The following is an 18,646-nucleotide window of genomic DNA, read 5'->3' as shown; positions in this document are numbered from 1 at the left end:
TCCATGAATTAGAAATCATCAATAGGATTAATTGGTTTACCTGGCAGACTATTTTTCCAATTACCTCCATGCCAACCTTTGAAATGCTCGTTTGGTGTAGCTGGATATATAATTTCCCCTTTATTCGCTAAGTGCGGATATTGTGAAGCACTGTAGGAATGGTGCCCCTGTACTATTTCTCCATCTACTTTAGGTTTCTTACCATTCAAAATATCATTTAATTGTTCTTGATTCCAGTCTCTGGTTGGAGTTTCGTTATTTAATATTCTTTGACGTTCTTGATACCAGAAATCGGTTACACCTGAAGCCCTATGTTTAACAAATTTTTTATTCCATATATATTGTTCATACTCAGCTTTTGTAATAGTCCTATTCTCTATTTTCACTCTCAGGTCTTTCATCTTTTTAGCACTCAATTGTTTTTGCTGAATAGGATGTGGGTTTAAATCCAATCCCTTAGTTCTATCTGATATTATTTGCTCTGCTGTCCTTGGCTGGCTGGTTTCCTTATTACCATTGTCTATACCATTACCCGTATCATTCCTCCCATTATCCCCAATTCCGCCATTCCCGTCTATGATCCGAGGAATCTCCCGCTTTTCCACCCTATCTCCGCTGTATTTCCTCTCAGGAGCCACACGTTTTCCATCCCTATCCCCGCCATCCTTCTTCTCAATAGTCTCCGGCCTAACAACCCTAACTCCTCCACCCTCCTTCACAACCCTGGCCCCTTTGGCCACCTTTACAGCCTTGTCGACGCCTTTGGTCCCGATAATCGCAAGGGCGGCTTCACCGACGGCTCGGCCGAACCATTCAGAACGGCTTTTGGCATCGCCGTTTATAACATCGTTCTTCCAGGAGTCTGAGATGGAGTTCCAAATACTTTTGGCGGTTTCCAGAGGATAGCCGATTGCATAGACGATTCCTTTGGCGGTTTTGACCGGATGGGTGACGGCATTCCAAATACCTTCAACGGTTGAAAAAAGGGCCTCTGCCACTCCCTTGCGGAATCCTTTCCTTATATCATTCGCTGTCTTAAAACCGTCTGCGAACTTCTCCCAGATCGATTTCTTTTCTGGCTCCCGGAATCGGTCCGCCTTCTTATCCGCCTTCATATACAAATCCATCGATGCATCAATGAATTGATGGAGTTTACCCAGCTTCTTTTCAATTGTCCTCGCCTTTGCCGCTGCCTCACTCAAGTTCCTTCCGATGTTCCGGCGGCTGGCGATCCTGCCATCAACCTGCCCCCTAAGGGAAGAAATCCGGTTCTCCTCATTCTCCACGCGAGATGACAGATTGACTAAATCCCTGTTCGCCGCCTTGACTTGATTTATTTTAATATCAATCTTTGACACCCGTCGACCTCCTAATCAAACAAGGTCCTTAACTCATCAACCGACTCACGAAAATAAAATGGCCTGGTGTGCTCGACAATGGATCTGGCCAGCGGGAACCCCTCGTCGAGAATCATGACTTCGATCTGCAGCTCTGCCTGATGATTGATAGCGCCGAAAAGTTCACCGACCAGACCTTCTTCCACAGCTTCCACCTCCACTGCCAGCAACGGAAAAGCCGGATCAGCAACCACAGGATCAAACAAGTTCACCAGGTAGGCTTTTTTAACAGTAGGGAAATTCCTGAGACATGTACGAAGCACATCCATTGCCTCTTCAGGCAGTTCTTCCATTTGCTCAGTCAGGATCTTCTCCTTCTCATCATCCCGAAGCTGTTCGAAAAAATAGTTCAGTATCCGGCCATCCTTCAAGGTTTCAAGCTCCTCCCGGATGATTTTCTTGCTTAACCCGGTAAAAGGATTCACCAGCCATGGAATGGCCGTCCCTGCCATCTCCAGCAGCATCGCCGCAGGAATCCTTACATATGGATACTCTGACTCAAAAATCTCATCGAACTTATCCCGGCTCGTAAAAACAGGCAGCACCAGCTCCCCATCCTCCTCGATGTACTTCAAGTTCAAAGACTCATCATCCTCCACCGAACCAATCACGAAAAGTTCAAGCTCCACCAACGCCCTATAAAAAAGAAAACGACCAGAAGGCCCCTCAATAGCCGCAGCCAAAAGCTCATCAAAAGAAACACTCATAAATCATAACCACTCCTAGGTTTTCATGGGGACGGTTCTCGTGACAACCGTCAGTTTCCTTTAGCCAACCGCAATTGCAAGGTTGTCAGGAGAACAGTCCCTCTGGTCACCGCTATACTATACCTTTATTGTAATTCCTGTACGTTTTTTGCCTTTAATGCTTGGTATCTCTGACTTGCCATTTTGAATGCTAAATAGGCGAACAATATGGATAGTGGTGCAAAGATTAATACACCAAATATCCTATCCTCCTCTAAACTTGCAATTATTGAAGTACCGATTCAACTACTATGTAACTAGAAACTATACAACCGAAAAAAACGAAAAACAACATAATAATACTTAGCAAGTTTAAAATCTGTTTGGTTATTTCTATGCTTTTTCTTCATATTTATCCCATCTTCCTAAAAACACCAACACTATATAAAATATACCATCTGGATGGCTCCTCAATAACAGCAGACTGAAAATCGTCAAAAGAAGCATTCTTAAGTCTATTGATAACCACTCCTGCATACCTAGACACAACCGTTATATAATTCCACAAATATCCAAATAAACCTCTTTATTTTTAATAGGATAAAAGACTTAAAAAATGAAAAATAAGGGGCTTTCATAGGGACGGTTCTTGTGACAACCCACATCAGTTACCCTTACCCAACCGCAACATGAAGGTTGCCAGCAGAACCGTCCCCATGGAACACAATTTATTTATTAAGCTCCATGATAATCGGCATGTGATCACTATATTTAATCCAATCTTCATATGAGCCTATCTCGAACTTGCTCATCTGTTTCAGAATCGAGTCGGATGCAAATATAAAATCGATATGAAAAGGTCTTGCTTTTTCCTTTCTAAAATAATGCGTTGGCCAGGTTTCAAGTCCGTGTTCCTCATTAAACGACTTATGATAGGCACTTCTGATCGACACTTTTTCCAAAATATCAACAACTATTGAATGATTACCCACCCGTTTAATATTGTCGAATATTTTATTACTGTTCCAGTCACCTGCAATAATACATGGTTCTTTCAATAATGCCTCATAATACTTCAAAGCCAAATAAATTTGACCTATATAACTATAAAATTTGCTTTTTGAAAGTTGAGACCAAACTGCAATCAGAATGAAATTTTGCTTCCCGGTAACTATTAGAGGAATAATATAACGAAATTCCTTATTATAAGATGGGTGTAATTTAATATGAAAGGCATCATTAAAAGTCAGTATTCCAATTCCCTTATTCAGATTTTCACCGAACCAGAGAAATTGATTAATTTCTTGAAGATGTTTGTTTGCTTTCCATTTTTTAAGAGCTTCACATTCAGGGATGACTAATAGATCAGCAGTGGAAGGGAGTAAATTTTCAATTTTATCTCTAAATCGCATTGAAGCATTCCAGGTAATTAACTTCATGTAATAGCTCCTCTTCTTATAAACTTTATCGTTATCATCTAAGTTCATTCCTGGGTTACCTCTAATTAAAAGGGACTGTTCTCGTGGTCACCACATGTTTCCCACAATCCGCGTGAAAAAATGAGGTTGCCACGAGAACCGTCCCCATGCTCACGCGCTGCATCACCCCTATTTAGAATTTCTCTTAACTTCCTCTAAAATCGGCGTGATTTTTGCTTCGGCTTCTTTGTGCCGAACAAGCATATCATCATTATCAAAATATCCTTCCTTTGAGAAAATAAAGGTCCAATCTTCTCTGTAACTTGATGGATCGATTGCACCCACGAATCTCAAATACCCTTCCTGGGCAGCGAGCAGGGCGATTTCTCTCATTACCTCGTCATTCTCGAGCAAGGGGTCCAGATTAGCAACATGAATATTAATCTCATAACCATCCGCCTCGTAACTCTTAATAGCTTTGTACTCTCTTTCCATCTATGTCCCTCCTCATCATTACTTCCTGATATTCACTTGCTTTAGCAAGCTTCTGAGCGTATGATTCCTGAAACCATATAGCTCTTTAAGTGCAAGCCCAAGCGCCAACCAAAGAGTTGTACCCTCTGAATTCATTTCGAACGGTCCAATCGTTTCTTCGAATAAAGGGAAAAGCTCACTGGTTTGTTCAAAGCGACATCGATAGTTGTATTCTTGCAGGTTTTTTAAGGCTTTTAAAAAGTAAATAAGCTTTTCATCTTTTGGAAGATTACGAGCACCTTTCAAGTCCGACTGTTCATACACCAAATCAAAAATAAGGTTCAGCAATTTTCCATCAAGATAAGGCAATCCCTTTTCGTTTAATCTTCTTTTGGATGCTTTTTCAAAAGAATACGGCTCCAATTCCTTATGTGATTCAACGAATAAAGGATGTCTGGGAAAACCATCTTTCGTTATTCCTAAACACATGAGTTCATGGCCTGAAAATAGCTCCTTCAATTCTTCAGCAGCGCTCTTTTTAAAATGGATCTTCACATTTTCACCCCAGGCAGCAACAGTTACAGCTGCGTCTGCCAAGGCCCTTTTAATATACTGTCTGTTTTCTGGTCCAATCGCTTCTTCTTTAGTTTTCTCTTTTAATTTCTTATAATCGGTTGATTGGAGCGCGAAAATATTCACGATTTCAAGGGAACCACATTCCCAATTCTTCGCAAACGAAATACATCGATTTGTCGTGCGGTCATCACTTGTACAATCAGCCGTGCTAGGATTCAGCATGATAAAAACAGCTTTTTTAGGATTTGCAGTATCCCATACACGTTTCAAAGAATACCTATAATGTCCATTAATAACTGCCTCTTTTTGCATTTCGTTCCTCCTCAAAGAATTTTTCCTTGGCCTCTAATGGAATGTAATTGTCATGTTGAATGGTGTTGGGGGTAATGTGACATTTGTACTGAGGGATTGCCAGTGAGATTGACAGATTCTATGGTGCAGGTTAATGTGAATTACATAATTCATTTTACTACATATTTCCATCCAACCTTTACCCAAAAAGGGGATGGTACTAAAAAAGCACCTGCAATCATTGCAAGTGCTACATCTTATCCGCTTCCGCTTTGGCCTTAAAAAATCAACCCTCTATAGAAAAATCGCTTCCCTTAACGTTTAGATTCTTGGAAGTATTCAAGCGCATTTGCAAAAGGATGCCTGACCCTACAGCTAACACAAACGAAAATCCTGCTAAAACGAACATTCCAGTAGCTCTTTCAGCATTGATGATGTAATTATAGGCGTCTCCCCCAACATAGGCATTCACCATATCCTCATCATCAGCAAACAACTCTTCATCAGGGTTAGGGTTTGAGTAATTAGTAAGCTTGTCATATCCCTGAAAAATAAAAATCATCCCGGCCAATAACAAAATGCCAATCATAACTTTCAAGAAAGCATCCATTCTGAACTCCCCCTTTGCTTATAATAGTCTATTTAACAATTTCCGGATGATACCCTTAAGTTACTCCATAACACATTGCTGCCAAAGTATTATTGCTCGTTTTCACCCGAAATCGCCGAACAACCCAAAGCTGCCTATTCCTCCACCTTAGCACTCCAAGCCCCATCAGCCCTGATCACCAAACCATAGTAACCATCAGTGCCAAGATTTTGCCGTGCGGAGCCATTATAAGGACCAATTTCATTCACCATTAAACCTTCACCATTTAACATGACGATGAAATTCGCCTGGCCCTGATGCGTAAAAGTAAACTTGTAGGTTCCGCTTTTTGCATTGAAGAAAACAACATCATCACCATTCCCTTGAAGCGTTACAGGTGCATCTGCCACATCAACTGGCGGCGATTGATAAATACTGAAATTCCAGGCACCATCTGCCTTGATATTTAAAAAGTACTCTCCATCCGCTGGAATCTGGGCGAAAGTTTTGCCCTTATAACCGCCAATCGTATTGACCAGCAATTCAATGTCATTTCCATTTGGATCCTGAAGCTGGACAATGAAGTTCGCTCCTCCATTATGAGAACCTTCAAAAATAGCCCAGCCCGCCTTTAGTTTCAAACCATCAGAAGCTGTATCGCCTCTTCCGCTCATAGCAATTTTAGAAGCCTCTCGTTCTTTTTTGGCCTCTTCTTTCTTTTTCGCTTCAGCCTTAGCAACGCTCTCTTTTTCAAATTTATCAACTTCATCCATTGTCTTGAATTGGACAACATCGGAAATCTTCTTGCCATCCGTACTCGCTACTACAATCCCATCCGTTGCCTGAAGGACATAGCCAACATTCCCATTCCCAACCGATATGCTTTTAGGCTGTTCCACATTCAATTTGTCTTTTTTTGCTTTCTTAAAATCTTGATCAGACATATCTTTTTTAACAACCGTCAATACATCCGCTAATGTGGACGGAGCCTTTTTCTCTTCGGCTTTCTCCTCTTTTTGCTTCTTTTCTTCCTTAGGCTCTTCTTCCTGATCGTCCTTAGATACTTCCTCTTTTGTTTGAGGTTCCGTCGACACTTCTTCAGAATCTGAATTGACTGCGCCAATAATAAATAGAACAAAGAGGCCTGCAGCTATCCCGAAATTCTTCTTCGCTCTTCCATTCCTTTTAAAAAGTGAAACAACTCCCATGACAATAAAAACTATGAATCCTAAGAAACCTACACCTGCTAAGAAACCCATTATTCTCTCCCCTTTTTTTAAAAAAAATTTAAAATTGAAAGCCGATTAAGTCCTCCTTACTTGATCGGTAAATTGTTTTATAGGGCAATTGTACCTGGATTCCTTTTCCGACCCTTTCCAAAAATGGGAACGGTATTAGGCATAAAAAAATAACACCTGCATAAGCACAGGTGTTACTCGTAAACTCTATAAAACTTCTCAGCTTCTTCTTTGATCCTTTCCACTAATGATGGAGGGGTCAGCACTTTCGCATCACTGCCCCAGGTCATCAGCCATCTGACCAGCCCGTCACTGAGGATGGCCTGCGTGGAAATCCGAAACTTCTCTTCCCCAATTGGCCGGATGTTCACTCCCCGTCCAAACCGGTCAATCACGACATTGATTAAATCCGCGTTGAATTCAATTTCAACCAGCGCCTCTTCCCCCGAATACATGTGAAACAGCTTCTCTGTATACTTCGAGACATCAAACCCTGGATCACGGACAAAAGTTTCGTCAAGAGCCGCAACATCCCTCATCCGGTCAACCCGATAATGGCGGATTTCCTCCGTCGGCAGGTATTCACCAATCAAATAATAGAAGTTATTATGCCATACCAAGGCATACGGCTTCAGCTGATAGAAATCCCCATTATGGCTCAACTTGAACTCCTTCTGCAAGTTATACCGGCCATATTTGAACTGGATATACTGGCTGGAGAGGATCGCCGTGTGCAACGTATGGATTGAATACTTGATTTTCGTATTTTCATTCTTCGAACTTTCAGATAGGATCATCCGGTTCCCCAGCTGCTTCGCCTGATGGATACTCGTCAGCTGCTTGATCTTGTCCACCAAGTCCTCCGTTTCCTTCGTCGAAATAAACTTGGCAGACGAAACCGCATCAATCAGCAAGCGAAGTTCATGAATCTCAAACATCCGCTGCTGGTGGCTATAATACTTCTCCACCCCATCCTTCTCCTGGTTGACCGTCACATCAAAAATCTCCGACTCCTCCAGCGCCTTCAAATCATCCCGGATCGCTTTCTTACCAGCATGGATTTTATATTCCTCGTAAAAAAGATCAAGAATTTCATCCAGTTTAAACTGGTTATCTTCATCCGTGTGTTTTCTTAGAAGTTCTTGTAATTTGATTAGGCGTTCTTTGGAGGAGGGTTTGGGATTGCTGGTGTTTTCCTGGTTATGGTTCAATGGTGGGTCACCTTCCTTTGGATTGATTTTCATGAGGTGCTGTCCCTTTCTTTCAAGACACATCTATCTCTCAAATTGGCTCTTCTATAAATACTCCCTAAAGTAATCTCCAACAGTAATTATACCAAAATCAGTAAATACATTGTCGATGATTTCAGCAGAGGGACGGTTCTTGTGCACACCTAAAATTCCTGCCACCACGATAAAAGCTGGGTTGCCATGAGAACCGTCCCCATGCTCACACCCATGCTCACAATTAATTTCACCCACTGAAGTAAAGTATTTAAGGTTAGATTTAACAAAATTACATAATCCCCTTCTAACTGTTCAGAAAAATAAAACCCTGAAAGACTATTCAATGCCTTTCAAGGTTGTTGAAGAGAAAAATATTAATTGTACCTTAGAATAATCGAACTCACACAATAAAACCTTGAAAGACTCAAGGTTAATACTAATATAGATAATCTTGTATTTGTTCTATTCGTATTTTATTTAAGCGATTCTAAGTACCTTTCTAAATATTTTCTTCCCGATTTACTTTTAGGCATAAGACCGAGATATCTATATTTCCAAATTGTTTTTCTTTCATGTAAGTCTATATTTGATAAATCATCATAATTATAATCGATTTTAAACCTGCCTTCATTGTCCAATATCAATGTGAAATTCGTCCAAGGCTCTTGTTCGTTATCCTTGAATTCATTCCATAAGTCTTGAATGTAATTTACTAACGTATTCCACTTTTCAGTGTAATCGGCTTCCCTGAATGTAAATAATTCTGGAATATCATGGCTGTATACTAGTTGGTCACTGCTTTCTGAATTATAATAAAAGTAAGCAGTCTGAGAACCTTCAACAATTTCACCATATAGGAAAACCTTGGACCATTCTTCAGGTATAGTATCTATTAACGCCTCTGCTATACTCTGATAATATCTGTCTAACTGTTCTTCATTCATTTTTCTTTCCTCCTCGCACATTATCAAATCTCCTAATTTCCCAGTCATCATCACCAATTTTATACTTAATATTAAAGCTTACTGGACGTTTAGAATCCCCCGAATAGTTGGGGGTAATTTTGACTTTCACTTCATCGCCTTCTTTAAGCGCATTAGACCATGTATTTTCGAGCTTCTTCCATATTTAGGTTTCCGTTTCCTCCTTAACCAATAAAAAATGACCTTGATATAATTTCAAGATCATCATTGGAAGAAAATTATTTATATACTTTCTATAAAAACATCCGAATTAGTTTTTTGTCCCTTTTCTAATGCTTTCATTAATATATCTATTAAGTCCTCGCCCTCACTTGTTATAAAATAATTAGATAAGTTTGTAATATCTTTACTAATATTATCTCCCCAAGGCGGTCTCTTAGATAAGTCTTCAATATCCCATACTACTTGTGATGGACTAAATTTCTGTAATTCCTTTTTAATTGCTTCTAATTCGCATATAGCGCTATCAATATTCTTATTCTCAAGTTTCCCATTATACAGTTCATTTAACAAAAAAGGATATTCAGTGCCCCATCCATTTTGTTCTAAATGATAGCTTATTGTAGAGAAAAAAGAGTGTAAGAAATCGCCGTGCCCGACTTGATACCAATAATATTTCACCTTAAAGCCCACAGCCATTCTTCTCACCTCAATCAATTTGTTTTAAACCTTATATCTACTTTACCATTTGTTTTATTCACAATCTTTTCATACAATTCTTCTACTATCTCATCTGATACACTTTGTCCTCTAATATCAATTATAACAGACTGTTTTGTACCATTAGGCAAATCACTTAATCTTTTTTCTACCTGTTTTGACACATTATTAACCAATCTACTCCGTCCGCTTGGAGTAGTAATTATATAATTTTTCACCTCAATACTATGCCCAGTCCGATACAAATCTGGTCTAGAACTACCTTTTTCTCCATAAGGTACTTCTTTACCATCTTTAAATGACTTTTGAGCGTTATAATCAGGGAAATCCTTCTCTACATCAATTTCAGACTGTCTCCAAGAAGGTCTAGTTTTAACTATACCCTTACTACCATTGTCCCCCTTTACCTCTTTACTGTCTATCCTCTGCGGAACCTTCTTTGTTCCAACACCTACTCCGCTATTTCTCGTCTCAGGGGTCACAGATTTTCCATCCCTGCCCACGCCATCCTTCTTCTCAATAGTCTCCGGCCTAACAACCCTAGCTCCTCCATCCTCCTTCACAACCCTTGCCCCTTTGGCCACCTTCACGGCCTTGTCGACGCCTTTTGTTCCGACAATCGCCAGGGCGGCTTCACCGACGGCGCGGCCGAACCATTCAGAACGGCTTTTGGCATCGCCGTTTATGACATCGTTCTTCCAGGAGTCGGAGATGGACTTCCAGATGCTTTTGGCGGTTTCCACGGGATGGCCGATGGCATAGATCATTCCGTTGGCCGTCTTTATCGGATGGGTGACGGCATTCCAAATACCTTCAACTGTTGAAAAAAGAGCCTCTGCAACTCCCTTGCGGAATCCTTTCCTTATATCATTCGCTGTCTTAAAACCGTCTGCGATCTTTTCCCAGATCGATTTCTTATCCGGTTCTCTGAATCGATCCGCCTTCTTATCCGCCTTCACATATAAATCCATCGATGCATCAACGAATTGATTCAGTTTACCCAGCTTTTTATCAATTGCCCTCGCCTTTGCGGCTGCTTCACTCAAGTTCCTTCCGATGTTCCGGCGGCTGGCGATCCGGCCATCAACCTGGCTCCTGAGGGAAGAAATCCGGTTTTCCTCATTCTCCACCCGTGAGGACAGATTGACTAAATCCCTGTTCGCCGCCTTGACCTGATTTATTTTAATCTCAATCTTTGACACCCGTCGACCTCCTAATCAAACAATGTCCTTAACTCATCAACCGACTCACGAAAATAAAATGGCCTGGTGTGCTCGACAATGGAGGCGGCCAGCGGGAACCCCTCGTCGAGAATCATGACTTCGATTTGCGGCTCTGCCTGATGATTGATAGCGCCAAAAAGTTCTCTGACCAACCCTTCTTCCACAGCTTCCACCTCCACTGCCAGAAGCGGGAAAGCCGGACCAGCAGCAGAAGGATCAAACAAGTTTACCAGGTAGGCTTTTTTAACAGAAGGGAACTTCTTAAGACATGTTCGCAGCACATCCATTACCTCCTCAGGAAGTTCTTCCATTTGCTCAGTCAGGATCTGTTCTTTCTCCTCGTCGCTAAGCTGTTCGAAAAAATAATGCAGGATCCGGCCATCCTTCAAGGTTTCAAGCTCTTCCCGGATGATTTTCTTGCTCATCCCGGTAAAAGGATTCACCAGCCATGGAATGTCCGTCCCCGCCATCTCCAACAGGAGCTCCGCCTGAATCCTTACATATGGATACTCAGACTTGAAAATCTCCTCGAACTTCTCCCGGCTCGTAAAAACAGGCAGCATAAGCTCCCCACCCTCCTCGATGTACTTCAAATTCAAAGTCTCATCATCCTCCACCGAACCAATGACGAACAGTTCAAGCTCCACCAACGCCTTATAAAAACAAAAACGACCAGAAGGCCCCTCAATAGCCGCAGCCAAAAGCTCATCAAAAGAAACACTCATAAATCATAACCACTCCTAGGTTTGAGGTTTTTATGGGGACGGTTCTCGTGACAACCAACAGTTTCCTTCAGCCAAAAGGAATAGCAAGGTTTCCTGGAGAACCGTCCCTCTGCTTACCTTTATGGTAATTCCTGAACGCTTTTTGCCTTTGAAGCTTGATATCCCTGAATTGCCATTTTGAAAGCCAAATAGACGAACAATATGGATAAAGGTGCGAAGATTACTACCCCAAAAATCCGCTCCTTCTCTAAGCTTACAAATATTTGCAGTGCCGATTCAACTACTAGGTAACCAGAAACTGCACTCCCGAAAAAACGAAAAATCACATAATAATACTTAGCAAGTTTAAAATCTGTTTGGTTATTTCTTTGCTTTTTCTTCACATTTATCCCATCTTCCCAAAAACACTAACACTGTAAAAAATATACCGGCTGGATGGCTTCTCACTAACAGCAGACTGAAAATCGTCAAAAGAAGCACTCTTAAGCCTATTGATAACCACTCCTGCACATTTAGACACAACCGTTATATAATTCCACAAATATCCAAATAAACATCTTTATTTTTAATAGGATAAAAGTCTTAAAAAATGAAAATTAAGGGGTTATCATAGTGACGGTTCTTGTGACAACCAACAGCTCACTTTAACAACCGCAACACCAAGGTTGTCAGGAGAACCGTCCCCATGCTCACCTCCACTTCAAATTTTCACCCTCCACCCCACTTTGCTATGATATAGATATTCACTAGTTTAATATATTGGAAATGGAGGAATATCCGGATGCCAGATACATATTTAAGAACAGATTTCCAGAACTGGATGGGTCGACAAAAGAAATCGAACGGGGAACCTTATAAGAAAGCAACCATCAATGCATACACAACCGCGTTAAAAAATGCTGCTGCTAAACTGGATTTAGAAGGTCTCACTGAAAAGGATTTATTCAAGATTACATCTTCCAATACTTTCGAAGAAATCTATGAAATAATCACTTCTGCTCCCAACTTTCATGAAGTCGATCTGGCGGCTGGCAACCGCGCATTTTCAAACAGCCTTATTCAATACGGAAAATTTTTAAAGGAGTACGAACAGCCTTCCTGCTGGATTTTTCAAGGCAACCCCAAATATTATGACGTCATTGGAGCGGTTCAGGATCTTGATGAAATCACCTGGGCTGTTAATCAGAACAAGAAGCAAATAAAGAAAAGCGATAAAGTGTATATATGGTTGTCCGGCTCTAATGCTGGCATAGTTGCCTCTGGAACCATTCTTAATGACCCATATATGGCTGAACCGGATGAGGAAGACCCCTACAACCGAAGCGAGAAATTGAATCGCGAACCCTACCTTGCCGTGGATATTGAACTTGAGCGAAAATTTATCGATCCCGTAGCGGAACGCTCAACCTTGCTTCAGGATGACCGTACAAAAAGAATGGAGATTTTAACATATCCCGGAGCCACCAACTTTCGGGTGAAACCGGAACAGGAATTGGTGATCGAGAGTATTATTGACGGAAATTATCATCATGTTCCTATCACCGGCCAATCAGAACCTCATCCTAAAACTGTGCCAGATAAGAAAAGGTATTGGATATATGCCCCCGGTGAAGGTTCAAGAATGTGGGAAGAATTCTACGTCAAAGAAATCATGGGAGTCGGTTGGGACGGCCTTGGAGATTTAACCCAATATTCAACAAAGGAAGCCATGAAAGCGAAAATGAAGGAAATATACGGCGAAGAATTTTCATATAAAAACGCCGGGCACTTGACCTGGCAATTTGCCAATGAAATGAAAAAAGGCGATGTAATTTTTGTGAAAAAAGGCCTGAAGAAAATCATCGGCAGAGGGATCGTATCATCAGACTATAGATATGACAGTAGCAGAAATGAGTACAAGCATATTCGTTCGGTGAATTGGACCCACAAAGGAGAGTGGGACCATGAAGGGCAAATCGTCCTGAAAACACTGACGGATATTACTCCTTATACAGACTATTATAAGAAACTCGAAGAAACGTTCGATATAGAACAAAGTGAAATAACAAGTGATATTGAACCAACCCAGTATCCAGAGTATACAGCAGATGACTTTTTATCTGAAGTCTATATGAACGAAGACCAATACAACACCCTGAAAAACCTTCTGCTTCGAAAGAAAAATCTCATCTTAATGGGTGCACCTGGTGTGGGAAAAACGTATACTGCGGAGCGGCTAGCCTATTCCATCATTGGAGCTAAAGATACGAGCCGGGTCAAGACCATCCAGTTCCACCAGAGTTACAGCTATGAGGATTTCATCATGGGGTACCGTCCTACCGAGAAAGGATTCAGCTTATCAAATGGCCCTTTCTATGAATTTTGCAAAGAAGCGGAGCCTGAGGATGAGCAGCCATATTTCTTTATCATAGATGAAATCAACCGAGGAAACCTGAGTAAGATCTTTGGGGAATTGCTGATGTTGATAGAAAGTGATAAGCGCGGGAAAGAATTGAGGCTCTTATACTCAGACGAACAATTTTCCGTCCCGAAAAATGTCTATATCATCGGGATGATGAATACCGCCGATAGAAGCCTTGCCATGATTGACTACGCACTCCGCCGCCGGTTTGCTTTTTATGAATTTGAACCCGCCTTTGAGAGCGAAGGATTCAAACTGTACCAGGAAAACATAGCAAACAGCAACTTTGACAGGTTGATTGATACGGTCATTGCCCTGAATAAAGCAATTGCTGAGGATGCATCATTAGGCAGCGGCTTCCGGATAGGCCATAGTTATTTCTCAACGGACCAGGAAATCGACCAGGAATGGCTTGAAGAAGTCTTGGAATACGAACTCATCCCACTTCTCAATGAATACTGGTTCGATGAATCTTCCAAGATGGAGTACTGGACCTCCAAACTCCGGGGTGCCATTCGTGATTAAAATAAAAAATATCTATTATATGCTTGCCTACGCTTATCAGTCATTGAATGAAACTGAGTATAAAAGTCTGCAATCCGATGAATTCGAAAACATTCATGATCTAATGGCAGCTATTTTGATACGGGGAGCCTCCAATCAAATCAAGCGGAGGCTGCACAAGAGTTATATATCAAATACTGAAGAAACCGGGAATTTGCGCGGCAAAATTGATTCGACCACTTCCATCAAACAAAACACTTTTTTAAAGCGGCGGATGGTTTGCCATTTTGATGAGTTTTCCGAAAACACCTTATTCAATCAAATATTAAAGACAACAATGCTGCTCTTGCTTCGCCATGGCAATGTAAAAGTAACCAATCAGAAGGAACTGCGGAAACTAATGTTGTTTCTCGAAAATGTCGGAATCATCGTCCCCCAATCCATAAAATGGAGTTCATTAAATTATCATAGGCATAACGCTTCTTATAAAATGCTCATGAATATTTGCGAACTGGTCATTAAAGGGCTCCTCATAAGTACCGATAATGGCGAGTACAAAATGAAACAGTTTCTTGACGACCAGCAGATGCATAGGCTTTTTGAAAAATTCCTGCTCGGATATTACCAAAAGGAATATCCACAATATGCGGCAAAAGCATCCTATATCGACTGGGTTGTTGACGACGGAATGACCGAATTCTTGCCTGCAATGAAATCGGATATCACACTGACCCACGGTCCAAGAACACTCATCATCGACGCCAAATACTACGGCAGGAGCATGCAGACTAATTCTTTATACAACAAAAGCACCATCATTTCCAGCAACCTCTACCAGATCTACACCTATGTGAAAAATAAAGACCGGTATGGCAGCGGAAATGTAAGCGGCCTGCTTCTATATGCCAAAACAGATGAGGACATTACCCCTGACAACGAATATCAAATGGGCGGAAACCGGATTAGTGTCAAAACACTCGACTTAAGTGGGAACTGGAGGGGGATAAAGGAGCAGTTGGATTTGATTGGTGGGATGGTGTGAACAAAAATCAGGAATAAAAGGTAAAAGTGCCTATTACACACTCCAAGATGTTGACAAACCATTCGACAAGAACCGGGGAGTGACTAGGCACTTTTATGAAATAAAACCCAGTTCAATTTTAGCATTTATAAAATAAATAGACGAGAGAACAATTATCTCTCGTCATTTTTATTACTTAATTAATATGTTTCCTTTTTCACTTAACGAATCTAAACTAGTTTTTCATAGGGAAGGTTCTTGAGATAAATTTTATTCTTCTAGCAATAGAAGCAGCAACGATGCCAGGAGAACCGTCTTACTCCTCCGATATTCTAATAAATTGTTAAAAAAGATAAGTCCAATCAACTTTTCCCATACATAACTAATGTTTAATTTTGTTATGAAAATTTAATGGTTTTAAGGATATATCCTCTAACATATTCACCAGTTCATTTATTCGAGTGGATTCTCTATCAAAATAATCTAGCAATATTACTTTTATGATAGATATAATGAATACAATCAGCCCAATTAATATCACCATGATTATAAATAATGCAATAGCTGTATTTACCTCTGTAAGTTCATTTCCAAAAACCCACTTCATAAAGTAATTCCAGAGCGGTAAAAATAAGCCTAAACCTAATCCTCTCACAAAAATCCCAGAGAATTTTCTTCTTTCCGCTTCTTTATATAAAATTACTATTAATTTCTCAAGTTGCTCTTTTGAATCCAATTTTTTTACCACATACGATTCCAACTTTTCAGACTTCATCTTTGAAAATAGAGGGCCACCCCAAGTTGTACCTTGATCCCTTTTAGATATCTTATACCTTTCTTCTATAATTTTTTTATTGTGAAAGTTCAAAATAAATCCTTCAATAATTAATAGAAGAAAGAATAAGAATACAACTAACAAAGAAGCTTGTGAAAATAAAAGTACTAAAGACGTAATAATTAATCCTAGAAAAGCAAGAATGTATGAACCTAGTAACCATCTGTTCATATATCGATACACAAGGTTCCATACTCCGAGTTCTTTCCTATAAAAGTTTATAAATTCATCCTTCAATCCATACTCTCCTTAATCTTGTTTACCTTGGCCATATAAAATCCGCTTGATAATAATCCTTTTTTAACCTCATCAAGTCATGTTCCCATTCCCCTATGGCATAACGAAATTTCTCAGTTCCTTCTACTTGCCTTTTCCGATTCCTTACATGTGAGGCAATCGTCATAACAACTTCCTTTAATCCTAATTCTGGAATTGCCCTCTTGGTCAAAATCAACCATCTTTGTTCGCGATTCATCCCCGTAATCTTATAACCCAGTTTATTGAGATTCGATTGTTCTTTAAAAACAGGATCACTATTGGTATCAGATTCTAATTCAAGTACATTTAATGTTGGCCACTTGAAAGGAGTACTACTAACCTCGTTCGGAGTGATGGTGTTTTTAATTTCAGGCGCTTTTTTCTCTATACTTTTAACCTTCTTTAGAAAGTCTCTTTTTGGAATTAATACGCTATGCTTGCACCCCATACACTTTATCCTTATATCAGCACCTAACCGTATGATTTTCCAACTATTGGTCCCACAGGGATGTTTCTTTTTCATTTGTACAATATCATCCAATATAAAATCAATTTGTTCCATGGTAATCATCCTTAAAACTATACTTCTGGTACATAAACCTTTTGGAGTGGTAATAATGCTCTAGCTTCGTTTGGCATCTTTTCATACCAATGCACTACAAGTTTAACTAATTCTTTTAAATCTACTAGCCTAACAGAGTTATGTCTGGCTACAGCTTCTGCATGAGATGTAAAACCGCCCGTTGATATAAATAGACTGTTTGCATCAAGGGGGTGTTGAATTTCGGGTGCCGATGCAGATACTTTACGGTGCTTGACTTGAACCTTGATAATTGGCTTTTCAAAACCAAATGCATCCTTATTAGCTAAGACATCCACTCCACCATCTGGACCCTTAAGACTTATCTGAACATTGTAATCCATAGCTTTTAAAAGACCGCCTACAAGGTCTTGCATTTGCCAAGGATTAAGCTTATCCACCTTATCTTCAACCATAACCAAAACTTTACTCACTAAATCTTTTATAATTTCACTTTCTTCCTCTTTTTTATCCGAATCATCAATCGGTGGAACGAAGGAATTATCCAGTAACTTTTCTAACTCATCCCCCCACTGATCCACTCTAAAGACTGTTAAAACAAACTGAACCAAGACTATTTTTTGCTGCCTGGGATAAATTATCTCGCTCAACAGTTTTATTTTCCCAATTAACCTTTAAAGTATTTGGATAATCAGGGTTTCCAATTGATTTGTTGAAAAAGTGAGGCTCAATAACCTTTTCAATTATATATTCTCTTTTATCTTTAGAATATGAAATAATACGATCCCCACTTTGAATCTCTCTACTAAAACGCCAAACTTGGTTCACTCAACTGCTCCTGGTTTGAAGTTTTTCGTCACTATAAATCTCGTTTGCTTTGGTGACCATCTCAGTCTTTGATACATACTGTTTGGGATTACCAAATTGCGGCCATCCAATAGAAGCTATCCCCTTTTCCTTCCATATTGGAATTAACTCATTATTATCTCCAGCTCTTATCATCCACCTTCTTGTCATATTAACCAGTCCCAACTGTTCTTTAATCGCATGAAGCGTTAAATTGTCTGTACTTTCTTATAACTTATTTTACCATTCTTCAAAAAGGATAAATATGTACATTAGTAGACAATGACGGATTTTTCTTTCCACCTATGATAACCCAGTCTCAATAAATTATTTATAAAATCATCATAAAAAAAGCCTGAACCAAGGTAAGGTCCAGACCATCATAGCTTATTTGACTACTTTTTCTCTAACCTCATTACTTCTTAACCCTTATATCAACTCCCTCAATCTCAGCTGCAAGGTTTCTCGACTAGTTCCGGCTCTGCAAATATGCTAACAACTAACTTTTTATTGCCAACTGTAAATCAAACTCAGGCCCGTTTGACAACTTAACATTTCACTCATGAATGAGACGCTGTACCCGTCCCTTTGTCTTACTTTTCACAAGCATTGATGATTACATAATGAATTAAAATAAGAGTGCGATAATATCTATTTACGAACTAATTGTTGATATAATGTTTTTGACACCCTTATATTTCCGAAAGTTGACGGTGTTGCCTGTCCAGAATTAGTCGATTATAATGTCCGTATA

17 protein-coding genes and 2 pseudogenes are annotated in these 18,646 nt (G+C 40.0%); 2 read left to right on the top strand and 17 right to left on the bottom strand.

The genetic code is table 11. The features are described from left to right. Positions 1-8 precede the first annotated feature (8 nt). The 14 genes from JJQ88_RS19650 to JJQ88_RS19585 all read right to left on the bottom strand — a co-directional run bounded on the left by JJQ88_RS19650 (position 9) and on the right by JJQ88_RS19585 (position 11,869). On the bottom strand, positions 9-1,358 hold the full coding sequence (locus JJQ88_RS19650; protein ID WP_349237163.1) for a hypothetical protein: 1,350 nt from the start codon (positions 1,356-1,358) through the stop codon (positions 9-11). Between the two features lie 11 nt (positions 1,359-1,369). Beyond that, entirely contained in the window at positions 1,370-2,104 is a 735-nt protein-coding gene (locus JJQ88_RS19645; RefSeq protein ID WP_210367735.1) for an enhanced serine sensitivity protein SseB C-terminal domain-containing protein, read from the bottom strand. Positions 2,105-2,811: 707 nt separating this feature from the next. Next, complete coding sequence (locus tag JJQ88_RS19640; protein WP_210367734.1) at positions 2,812-3,522, bottom strand: endonuclease/exonuclease/phosphatase family protein; 711 nt, start codon at positions 3,520-3,522, stop codon at positions 2,812-2,814. A gap of 168 nt (positions 3,523-3,690) precedes the next feature. Beyond that, positions 3,691-3,996 (bottom strand): hypothetical protein, encoded by a 306-nt coding sequence (locus JJQ88_RS19635; protein ID WP_210367733.1) that lies wholly within the window; start codon positions 3,994-3,996, stop codon positions 3,691-3,693. Between the two features lie 18 nt (positions 3,997-4,014). Next, positions 4,015-4,863: a DUF1643 domain-containing protein gene (locus tag JJQ88_RS19630; RefSeq protein ID WP_210367732.1), complete on the bottom strand. Its 849-nt coding sequence runs from the start codon at positions 4,861-4,863 to the stop codon at positions 4,015-4,017. A 265-nt stretch (positions 4,864-5,128) separates the two neighbouring features. After that, positions 5,129-5,452, bottom strand: a complete 324-nt coding sequence (locus JJQ88_RS19625; RefSeq protein WP_210367731.1) for a hypothetical protein — start codon at positions 5,450-5,452, stop codon at positions 5,129-5,131. 134 nt (positions 5,453-5,586) lie between these two features. Next, positions 5,587-6,690, bottom strand: coding sequence for a hypothetical protein (locus JJQ88_RS19620; RefSeq protein ID WP_210367730.1), 1,104 nt, complete (start codon positions 6,688-6,690; stop codon positions 5,587-5,589). 173 nt (positions 6,691-6,863) lie between these two features. Continuing rightward, on the bottom strand, positions 6,864-7,913 hold the full coding sequence (locus tag JJQ88_RS19615; protein WP_210367729.1) for a helix-turn-helix transcriptional regulator: 1,050 nt from the start codon (positions 7,911-7,913) through the stop codon (positions 6,864-6,866). A gap of 455 nt (positions 7,914-8,368) precedes the next feature. Continuing rightward, positions 8,369-8,839 carry an antitoxin YezG family protein gene (locus JJQ88_RS19610; RefSeq protein ID WP_210367728.1) on the bottom strand — a complete coding sequence of 157 codons (471 nt, stop codon included), beginning with the start codon at positions 8,837-8,839 and terminating at the stop codon, positions 8,369-8,371. Beyond that, the gene (locus JJQ88_RS19605) at positions 8,832-9,023 is read right to left on the bottom strand and encodes a DNA/RNA non-specific endonuclease (protein ID WP_210367755.1); all 192 of its coding nucleotides are present in this window, start codon (positions 9,021-9,023) and stop codon (positions 8,832-8,834) included. The genes JJQ88_RS19610 and JJQ88_RS19605 overlap by 8 nt, the downstream gene beginning before the upstream one ends. Positions 9,024-9,100: 77 nt before the next feature. Beyond that, complete coding sequence (locus tag JJQ88_RS19600; protein ID WP_210367727.1) at positions 9,101-9,517, bottom strand: immunity 70 family protein; 417 nt, start codon at positions 9,515-9,517, stop codon at positions 9,101-9,103. A 14-nt stretch (positions 9,518-9,531) separates the two neighbouring features. Further along, positions 9,532-10,740: a hypothetical protein gene (locus JJQ88_RS21360; protein ID WP_349237162.1), complete on the bottom strand. Its 1,209-nt coding sequence runs from the start codon at positions 10,738-10,740 to the stop codon at positions 9,532-9,534. A gap of 11 nt (positions 10,741-10,751) precedes the next feature. Then, positions 10,752-11,486, bottom strand: coding sequence for an enhanced serine sensitivity protein SseB C-terminal domain-containing protein (locus tag JJQ88_RS19590; protein ID WP_210367726.1), 735 nt, complete (start codon positions 11,484-11,486; stop codon positions 10,752-10,754). 119 nt (positions 11,487-11,605) lie between these two features. Continuing rightward, positions 11,606-11,869 (bottom strand): hypothetical protein, encoded by a 264-nt coding sequence (locus JJQ88_RS19585; protein WP_210367725.1) that lies wholly within the window; start codon positions 11,867-11,869, stop codon positions 11,606-11,608. A 398-nt stretch (positions 11,870-12,267) separates the two neighbouring features. On the opposite strand from JJQ88_RS19585, the gene JJQ88_RS19580 reads away from it, so the two are divergent. Next, on the top strand, positions 12,268-14,412 hold the full coding sequence (locus JJQ88_RS19580; protein ID WP_246861306.1) for an AAA family ATPase: 2,145 nt from the start codon (positions 12,268-12,270) through the stop codon (positions 14,410-14,412). Then, a complete protein-coding gene (gene mcrC / locus JJQ88_RS19575) occupies positions 14,405-15,433 on the top strand; it encodes a 5-methylcytosine-specific restriction endonuclease system specificity protein McrC (protein WP_210367724.1) in 1,029 nt (342 codons plus the stop codon). Before JJQ88_RS19580 ends, mcrC begins: the two co-directional genes overlap by 8 nt. A 361-nt stretch (positions 15,434-15,794) precedes the next feature. On the opposite strand, the gene JJQ88_RS19570 is transcribed toward mcrC, so the two are convergent. From JJQ88_RS19570 to JJQ88_RS19560, 3 genes and pseudogenes are all read right to left on the bottom strand, one after another. Continuing rightward, on the bottom strand, positions 15,795-16,484 hold the full coding sequence (locus JJQ88_RS19570; RefSeq protein ID WP_210367723.1) for a hypothetical protein: 690 nt from the start codon (positions 16,482-16,484) through the stop codon (positions 15,795-15,797). Between the two features lie 388 nt (positions 16,485-16,872). Further along, positions 16,873-17,067: pseudogene (locus JJQ88_RS21355) on the bottom strand (DUF951 domain-containing protein); the annotation flags it as partial. Between the two features lie 17 nt (positions 17,068-17,084). Continuing rightward, positions 17,085-17,874, bottom strand: a pseudogene (locus tag JJQ88_RS19560) (restriction endonuclease). Positions 17,875-18,646: the final 772 nt, after the last annotated feature.

Source organism: Bacillus sp. REN3, from assembly GCF_017912555.1.
Classification (GTDB): Bacteria; Bacillota; Bacilli; order Bacillales; family Cytobacillaceae; genus Mesobacillus.
This window is presented reverse-complemented; position numbering and strand designations above follow the sequence as displayed.

Coding starts and splice junctions, on each gene's coding strand:
- JJQ88_RS19645 (WP_210367735.1), bottom strand. CDS start 2,104: ATGAGTGTTTCTTTTGATGAGCTTTTGGCTGCGGCTATTGAGGGGCCT.
- JJQ88_RS19640 (WP_210367734.1), bottom strand. CDS start 3,522: ATGAAGTTAATTACCTGGAATGCTTCAATGCGATTTAGAGATAAAATT.
- JJQ88_RS19635 (WP_210367733.1), bottom strand. CDS start 3,996: ATGGAAAGAGAGTACAAAGCTATTAAGAGTTACGAGGCGGATGGTTAT.
- JJQ88_RS19630 (WP_210367732.1), bottom strand. CDS start 4,863: ATGCAAAAAGAGGCAGTTATTAATGGACATTATAGGTATTCTTTGAAA.
- JJQ88_RS19625 (WP_210367731.1), bottom strand. CDS start 5,452: ATGGATGCTTTCTTGAAAGTTATGATTGGCATTTTGTTATTGGCCGGG.
- JJQ88_RS19620 (WP_210367730.1), bottom strand. CDS start 6,690: ATGGGTTTCTTAGCAGGTGTAGGTTTCTTAGGATTCATAGTTTTTATT.
- JJQ88_RS19615 (WP_210367729.1), bottom strand. CDS start 7,913: ATGAAAATCAATCCAAAGGAAGGTGACCCACCATTGAACCATAACCAG.
- JJQ88_RS19610 (WP_210367728.1), bottom strand. CDS start 8,839: ATGAATGAAGAACAGTTAGACAGATATTATCAGAGTATAGCAGAGGCG.
- JJQ88_RS19600 (WP_210367727.1), bottom strand. CDS start 9,517: ATGGCTGTGGGCTTTAAGGTGAAATATTATTGGTATCAAGTCGGGCAC.
- JJQ88_RS19590 (WP_210367726.1), bottom strand. CDS start 11,486: ATGAGTGTTTCTTTTGATGAGCTTTTGGCTGCGGCTATTGAGGGGCCT.
- JJQ88_RS19580 (WP_246861306.1), top strand. CDS start 12,268: ATGCCAGATACATATTTAAGAACAGATTTCCAGAACTGGATGGGTCGA.